Origin of the sequence: Nostoc sp. JL23 (assembly GCF_017115065.1) — a bacterium.
Taxonomy (GTDB): domain Bacteria; phylum Cyanobacteriota; class Cyanobacteriia; order Cyanobacteriales; family Nostocaceae; genus Nostoc; species Nostoc punctiforme_A.
On record NZ_JABXKN010000134.1, the window covers coordinates 1 to 7,646 of the forward strand.

General features: G+C 42.9%; 6 protein-coding genes. All 6 read left to right on the forward strand.

Translation table 11 applies throughout. The annotated features are described in order from the left end of the window. Window positions 1-365: 365 nt before the first annotated feature. Window positions 366-698: an NHLP leader peptide family RiPP precursor gene (locus HWQ42_RS28650; RefSeq protein WP_292817856.1), complete on the forward strand. Its 333-nt coding sequence runs from the start codon at window positions 366-368 to the stop codon at window positions 696-698. 146 nt (window positions 699-844) lie between these two features. Next, on the forward strand, window positions 845-1,177 hold the full coding sequence (locus tag HWQ42_RS28655) for an NHLP leader peptide family RiPP precursor (RefSeq protein ID WP_292817858.1): 333 nt from the start codon (window positions 845-847) through the stop codon (window positions 1,175-1,177). A gap of 258 nt (window positions 1,178-1,435) precedes the next feature. Then, a complete protein-coding gene (locus HWQ42_RS28660) occupies window positions 1,436-4,714 on the forward strand; it encodes a type 2 lanthipeptide synthetase LanM family protein (protein WP_292817860.1) in 3,279 nt (1,092 codons plus the stop codon). Window positions 4,715-5,027: 313 nt separating this feature from the next. Further along, on the forward strand, window positions 5,028-5,885 hold the full coding sequence (locus HWQ42_RS28665; protein WP_292817862.1) for a C1 family peptidase: 858 nt from the start codon (window positions 5,028-5,030) through the stop codon (window positions 5,883-5,885). 129 nt (window positions 5,886-6,014) lie between these two features. Further along, entirely contained in the window at window positions 6,015-6,296 is a 282-nt protein-coding gene (locus HWQ42_RS28670; RefSeq protein WP_292817864.1) for a hypothetical protein, read from the forward strand. Window positions 6,297-6,379: 83 nt separating this feature from the next. Beyond that, the gene (locus HWQ42_RS28675) at window positions 6,380-7,426 is read left to right on the forward strand and encodes a hypothetical protein (RefSeq protein WP_292817866.1); all 1,047 of its coding nucleotides are present in this window, start codon (window positions 6,380-6,382) and stop codon (window positions 7,424-7,426) included. Window positions 7,427-7,646 lie beyond the last annotated feature (220 nt).

Below are 7,646 nucleotides of genomic sequence, written 5' to 3' on the forward strand. Positions count from 1 at the left end.
TTCCAAAAATATTTATGTATGATTGATTTTCACAAATGATTTAGGATTGCTATATTACCTACTTATTAACCGCAAATTAATTAACTAATATATTACTTCAATCTGAATACTAGTTTTTGCAGTCTGCACATCTAGTATTTTTTGTTTGAATATTTATTTACAGCAGTCCTCAATTTTTGATTTACAAGTTTTGATGAGAGTAATCAAAAAATATTTAATATTTAATTATAATCTTACCTAAAAATAGTTAATTATCAATCCAATTAACAAAGAATACTATTGGTATTAAGAAAGAGCGAAAAGGTTTGCAAACAAGCTAAACCTTGCCTTTTCAAAAAACACTCTATTTCTCAAAGGAGAAAATCATGGCTAACCAAATCCAAAAACGTCAAGATGTCGAAACTCAAATTATTGCTCGTGCGTTGAAAGACGATTCATTCAAGCAACAACTGCTCAATAATCCTGATGTAGCGAAAGCTGAAATTGAAAAAGCGCTTGGGCAAAAAGTGCCTAGTGACTTCAAAGTGCAGGTGCTTCAGGAAACCCAAAACACAGCTTACCTCGTTCTACCTGCTGTTACTGGCGGTACTCAAGGATTGTCTGACCAGCAACTAGAAGCTGTAGCAAGTGGAGCAACCGTTGGCATTTCCTGCATGTTTGGGTCAATTTGCATAGCTACAGATGGTGTGGGTTGTTAATAAGAAAATCTCATTCTCTCTAACAGCAAGCCAGCCTGTTTGATTTCTACAGATGAAAGTCATGTGATGGTCAAATGATAATCTCTCAGCTTGCTGTCTTAAATCGGGTACAAAAAATAAAACTCTATTTCTCAAAGGAGAAAATTATGGCTAACCAAATCCAAAAACGTCAAGATGTCGAAACTCAAATTATTGCTCGTGCGTTGAAAGACGATTCATTCAAGCAACAACTGCTCAATAATCCTGATGTAGCGAAAGCTGAAATTGAAAAAGCGCTTGGGCAAAAAGTGCCTAGTGACTTCAAAGTGCAGGTGCTTCAGGAAACCCAAAACACAGCTTACCTCGTTCTACCTGCTGTTACTGGCGGTACTCAAGGATTGTCTGACCAGCAACTAGAAGCTGTAGCAAGTGGAGCAACCGTTGGCATTTCCTGCATGTTTGGGTCAATTTGCATAGCTACAAGTGGTGTGGGTTGTTAATCAGCTGACACGCATTTAAATTGCACATCTTGTCATAATGGTTGTTCTTAGTCATTAGTTACTAATGACTAAGGACGGCATTAATGAAAACTATCTGATAGTTAAAGGTTAATTTCTTTGTTTGCTTCTTGAACAGGTATGGAGATGGGAATTATTGTACCTATTTTTTGAGAAATACTCCAAAATTATCTTTACTAAAGCAGGGAAATAAAACATCTCTGGCAGTAAATAATTAACATACTAATGAATTGAGATGATATGCAAATTTCTCAGGAAGACTTGATTAAAATTGTAGAACAAGCGAGTACGATTAACGAGCGATTGGGAACTGAGTTCTTACTCAATCAGATATCAGGCAACGACAATGTTATCAATTCTCGGATTGAGAGTTGGTGTCAGGTTGTGGCGCAGGGAAACCAAGAACAATTTGAAAAACGTCTTGCTTGGGATGGACTGGATTTAAACACGATACGCCAGGTACTCGGTTCTGTATATCTGGCTGATCAGCAAAATTTACCAGCTTGGGCAGAAACCTTAAAGGCAGTTCTGGAAGCCACTGCCTTAGTTTCCTTGGAATCCTTAGAAAAAGGTCTCTCACAAGAAGAAAACAGTTTTTTAAATCCCCAAGAACTACTGCCTTTTGAAGAACTATTTTTGTCGTTCGTTCATATTGCCCGACACAAGCTAAGTACACAAGCTGGTTCTAGCTATTGCCTGCTTTCAACAGAGTCTCATGCGACCTTAGAGCGTTCTTTAATTCAGTCCTTGACTTCTCTTTGCTCACAAGCAATGGGAGAACAGTTCCTAGTTTTTCGGACTCATGAGCAACCCTCATTAATTCGTTGGCTCGGACAACTTCAAGGCTCCCATTCTAGAGAGCAATACAGCAAGTTCATTAGGAGAATGTTAGACGGAGGACTGCTAGAATTTTTCCAAGAATATAGTATGCTGGCTCGGCTGGTAGCGACAGTAACAGATTTTTGGGTCAATAACACCAGCGAATTTCTCCAGCGATTAGCATCAGACTGGTTGGATATTCAAACCACATTCCAGGGCGAGGTAGAACTTGGAGAGGTAGTTACAATTGAGTCAGGTCTTTCCGATCTCCATGAAGATGGACGCTCAGTTATTGCAGTCACCTTTGCTTCTGGCTTGAAACTAATTTACAAACCTAAGGACTGTGCCTCAGAGGAAGCTTATTTTCAATTACTGGCTTGGTTGAATGAACGGGGAGTACCCTTGCCCTTCAAGCTAGTCCAAGTACTCAACCGCTCTACTCATGGCTGGGTTGAATATGTAAGGCATTTGCCCTGTAAAGACAAACAGACAGCAGTGCGCTATTACCAGCGAGCAGGGATGCTGTTGTCTGTGCTATACGCTTTGGAGGGAACAGACTGTCATTCGGAAAACATTATTGCCTGTGGAGAACACCCGGTCTTGATTGACATGGAAACGCTTATGGCTCATCGGGTGCGGGAAATTGAATCTCCATACGGGGTAGATGAGGATGCTTTATCTGTGGCAAACGAGCAGTTTACGTATTCTGTGCTGCGTACCAATTTTCTGCCGAAATGGCAAGTTGAACCAGACGGGTTAGTGTATGACATTAGCGGTTTGGGCGGAGTTGAGGGACAAATGACGCATTTCTGCTTGTTGAAATGGCAGCACATCAACACAGACGGCATGGTTTTGGGTTATGAGTCTTTCAAAACTCGTCCGAAAGCCAACGTAGCTTCTTTAGATGGTGTCAATCTATCGCCGAGTGATTATGTTGAAGAGCTGGTTGATGGTTTTCGGCGAATGTACCAGTTTTTGATGGCACATAGAGAGGCACTTTTGGCGACCAATGGACCCTTAACAAAGTTCGCCGATCAACGAGTCCGCTTTATTTTTCGTCCCACTCAAGTCTATGGTTCTGTTCTCAAGGAAGCGCTCCAGACGAAATTTCTGCGGAATGGTGTTGATCGCAGTATTGCACTCGACGTACTCAGCAAATCACTGCTGAAATCCGAAACCAAACCGCATTGTTGGCCAATCATAGCAGCGGAAAAAAAGGCATTGATACAGTTGGATATCCCCCTATTCGCCACTCGTTCCAATAGCGATGATTTGAAAATTACCCCGAATGAAACAATCAAGCAATATTTTACTGAACCCAGTTATAACCTCGTTATTGTCCGTCTGCACCAACTACATGAAAACGATTTAGAACAACAGATTAGTTTAATTCGCAGTTCACTATACGCACTTACCGCCAACGAGTCCGACCGTTCATCACTATCCGTTGCACCTGAATTAAACCTTGATGCGGTTACACCTCTAACTCAAGACGCTTTGGTACAGCAGGCGGTTGAGATTGCCCAACAGCTACGAAAGCGATCGCTGGGTGCGACAGACGGAAGTGTCACCTGGATGGGACTGGATTATATCAGAGAAGCTCAACGGTTTCAACTCAAACCTATGAGCTATGACCTCTATGATGGGAGTTATGGGGTGGTTCTGTTCTTGGCAGCGCTGGAAAAATTTACGGGCGGTGCAGTATTTCGTGACTTGGCTCTAGGGGCTTTACAACCCTTACACAAGCTTTTGCAGGACTTAGACCCTGACTCTGTGCAAAAAATTACCAAACAAATCGGTATTGGTGGCGGTAAGGGCTTTGGCTCAATTCTCTATGCACTGGTGCGGAGCAGTCAATTTCTGGCAGAACCCATTCTCCTGAAGGATGCCCAACAAATAGCCTCTCTAATAACGCCAGCACTCATTGCTCTTGATAGAAAATTTGACATCATGTCTGGATCTGCTGGTGCCATTTTAGGGTTATTAACTTTGCATCAAGCTACCGCAAATCCAGCAGTTCTAGAGCAGGCTATAACCTGCGGTCATCATCTATTGAATCACCGCACAGCCAGCAATGCGGGTTTAAGAGCTTGGGCTACCCTAAACGGGAAACTTTTGACGGGCTTTTCTCACGGTGCATCTGGCGTTGCCTACTCCTTGCTGCGGTTATATGAAACTACACAAGATAAAGTTTTTAAAGAAGCTGCTACCGAAGCGATCGCTTATGAACGGAGCGTCTTTTCCCCGATCGCTCAAAACTGGCCAGATTTCCGAAGCGAAAAGCCAGAATTTCTGACCAGTTGGTGTCATGGCGCTCCCGGTATTGGTTTTGCTCGTCTAGGTAGCTTGGCAATTTTAGATACCGATGAGATTCGGCAAGAAATCGAAATCGCCTTGCAAACCACACAAAAGTTCGGAATGCATGAAATCGATCATCTCTGCTGCGGTAACTTTGGTCGCATTGAGGTGCTTTTAATAGCAGCCCAGCAATTGGGGCGATCGGAATTTTCAGAAACCGCCCAAAAGCAGGCGGCATGGGTTGTGAAGAGGGCAGAAAATACTGGTTCTTTTCAGATATTCCCCAACCTTTTCAGAGGTACTTACAACCCTGGTTTCTTTCAAGGAGCAGCCGGAATTGGGTATGAGCTATTGAGATTGGCATATCCAGACTCGCTTCCCTCAGTACTGCTGTGGAAGTAAAAACTGGAGTTTGGAGTTGCGCTGTCTTCGCCACTACAAACCAATCCCAAATCACGCCACATGCTTCAAGGACGTTCCTAGGCAAAAAAATGCCCCGCCCACGCATTGCCCCATTGGGGCAACGCGCCAGCAATATAGTCGCAGAACCAAAATATAACTGATACGGCGGGGCATTTTTTTTCGAGGGTTATTCCAACGGAACGGCAGTCGCTACAACGGGGGTTCCCCCTGCAACGCGCTACCTCAGGAACCTCCGCAACGCAGTGGCTCCAAAATTTCAAATCCAAACCAAAATTGATAGAGGTAAAAATCAATGAATGTAACTCATGAACAACAAATACAACAAAAAGGAACGGGTTGGGTAGCTGACCCAGTTGATGAACGGGATAAAGTAAATCTCATAGATACATCTGCCGGTCTACCTACATCTGTAGATTTGAGGGAGTGGTGTTCTCCAATTGAAAACCAGGGCAAAATCAATTCATGTACAGCCCATGCAGCCATCACATTGGTGGAGTACTTTCAGAAACGGGCATTTGGGAAATACTTGGATGCATCTAGGCTTTTTCTATATAAAGTTACAAGGAACTTGCTTCATTATCAAGAAGATAAAGGGGCGAATGCCAGAACCACAATGAAAGCTTTAGCGCTCTTCGGTGTTCCCCCAGAGGAATACTGGCCCTATGACGAAACGAAGTTATATGACGAACCCCCTGCTTTCTGCTATGCCCTTGCTAGTGAATATAAAGCACTGGAATATTATCGGATTGATGCCAAAGACATAACCAGAGATGTAGTTTTACAGCAGATAAAAGCAAATTTAGCAGCTAATCGCCCTCTTATGTTTGGAGCTATACTCCATACAGGCTGCCTAAAACAGGCTATGACAACTGGTAAGATACCGGTTCCCAGCGATTCTGATACTAATTGGGTTGGTCACACTATGGCAACAGTCGGGTATGACGACAGCATAAAAATTCAGAACACTGACCCAACAGGTATAGAAACTACAGGGGCATTTCTGATTCAAAATTCTTGGGGTACAGCTTGGGGTGACAGTGGCTATGGCTGGCTTCCCTATGAGTATGTATTAAGACCCCTATCTAACGATTGGTGGACACTTCTGAAGCAGGATTGGCTGAAAACAGGAGAATTTGATGCCAAAGAATAATTATGTAAAAGGAAAATCATTAGCTCATTAACTTATCTTGTAACACCTGAGTGAGCCGATGATGAACACCTTGCAATTCATCTCACGTTTCTTGGCAAAACATATATTTATGGAAGTTTATAGGTCATTATGAACAGCACTAATCAACCAATTTACTCTGACAAACCTGCTGCCAAAAGTATTTTTGCAAGTAAAACATTCTGGGGGGCATTCCTAGCAGGAGTAGCATCATTAGTTCCACTTGCTGTGAAGGATATCAAGGCTCAAAAAATCACTGTTGACGATGCTGGGCAAGCAATACTAATTCTATGTGGCGTAGGAACTGCGATTGTCGGACGTGTAAACGCTCAAGCACCAATCTACACTCCTGATGCTCTACCTGGTCTAAATAAGTCAGATTTTGAAAAGTAAGCAAAAGATTTAATAGGTAGGGCATATGCCTTACCTATAGCCAATTCTTTAACTGCAAGACTTTAGAAAAAACAATGCTAAAGATGCAATTATCCAAACACTGTTTTGATGTTTACAATGAACTCCTTGAGACTACCCTGAAACATTATCGGCTCGGTTGTACCAAGCCAATAATGTTTGCATTGGGGAAGTATGGAGACTTATTCACCCACACTCTATATATGCAGATGAAGAGCCGTTTGCCACAAAAAGACCAGGTTCTCATGCAACAGGCTGCGAATGCTCGCGAAAACGCTGTAATGGCTGTTCGCCGTGGAGAACTCGTAACGGCTGAACGGCTTTTTGCAGAAGCACGCGTACCTCTAGAATCCAATTCGCTGTCACCCGAAAGCAGGCTGCTGCACAAGTCTTTCCTAGAGCAGGCTGAAGCCTACCTTGATTATCACAATGGTGATTTTGACCGAGTTTACACTCGCACATCTGTTGCTTTAGCAATAGATGTGGTTTTGGAGAAAGAATACGGATACGAGATTCTTCATATACACCGCATCCAACTTTTACATAATCTTGTGCGTACTGAGGCACAACGTATGTGCTTTGAGCGCGCTATTGAGCTTGCTTCTCAACTGCTGGCTTACCTTGAAGGAGCATTGGAGGTTTTGCCGTTTTCAGGTTTCTGGGGATCTGAGTATGTAGTGCGTCAACCAAAAGAAGTCGTAGCAGCAACCTTTGCACAAATAACCAGTGAGGTCGCTGTGATTTTGGCGGGGAAAAACCCTCAGTTGGCAAGCTCGCTGTTGGCAGTTTTCAAGCATAACATACAGTTACAAGCTCATGGTTCCCACCACGGACACCCGCGAGCTTACGCCTGGTTCCTTCTCAAGGAGGCATTTGTAGGTAACGATATTGCTACGTTTTTGGAACGAGCATCCCACTTTCTAGCAGAGGGACGCGCTGACACACCATTGCTTTGGTATGCTACTGTCGTAGATCTAGTCGCCCTATGCAGCGATTTTGACGAACCTTGCAAGCGAATAGTGAAGCAGGAAGTCGCTCTTAATGCAGCTAGCTGGAAATTTCTCCCTCAAAGGTTTTTCGCCTTACTCGGTATCCATTCCCAGGTTGGGTAATTATCTGTATAGCTGTTATGAAGAAACTTTGGGTGGTGCTTGTAATGGGTGTTTGCATTTACCAGAAGTAGTTTGTCGCCTGTTTAACTTTCTTTTGTCACTTTAGCCAAACTCCGTGGTTGCGAGTTTGTTTAAATATTATTTTAGTTGGTCAAGATTATTTATTAGACTCATCCTTAATATAAATAACATGGGATAATAAAAAGCTGGAGTAAAAATT

Bases quoted from the DNA above. Each gene is read 5' to 3' on its own strand.
- HWQ42_RS28660 (WP_292817860.1), top strand. From the start codon at position 1,436: ATGCAAATTTCTCAGGAAGACTTGATTAAAATTGTAGAACAAGCGAGT.
- HWQ42_RS28650 (WP_292817856.1), top strand. From the start codon at position 366: ATGGCTAACCAAATCCAAAAACGTCAAGATGTCGAAACTCAAATTATT.
- HWQ42_RS28665 (WP_292817862.1), top strand. From the start codon at position 5,028: ATGAATGTAACTCATGAACAACAAATACAACAAAAAGGAACGGGTTGG.
- HWQ42_RS28670 (WP_292817864.1), top strand. From the start codon at position 6,015: ATGAACAGCACTAATCAACCAATTTACTCTGACAAACCTGCTGCCAAA.
- HWQ42_RS28655 (WP_292817858.1), top strand. From the start codon at position 845: ATGGCTAACCAAATCCAAAAACGTCAAGATGTCGAAACTCAAATTATT.
- HWQ42_RS28675 (WP_292817866.1), top strand. From the start codon at position 6,380: ATGCAATTATCCAAACACTGTTTTGATGTTTACAATGAACTCCTTGAG.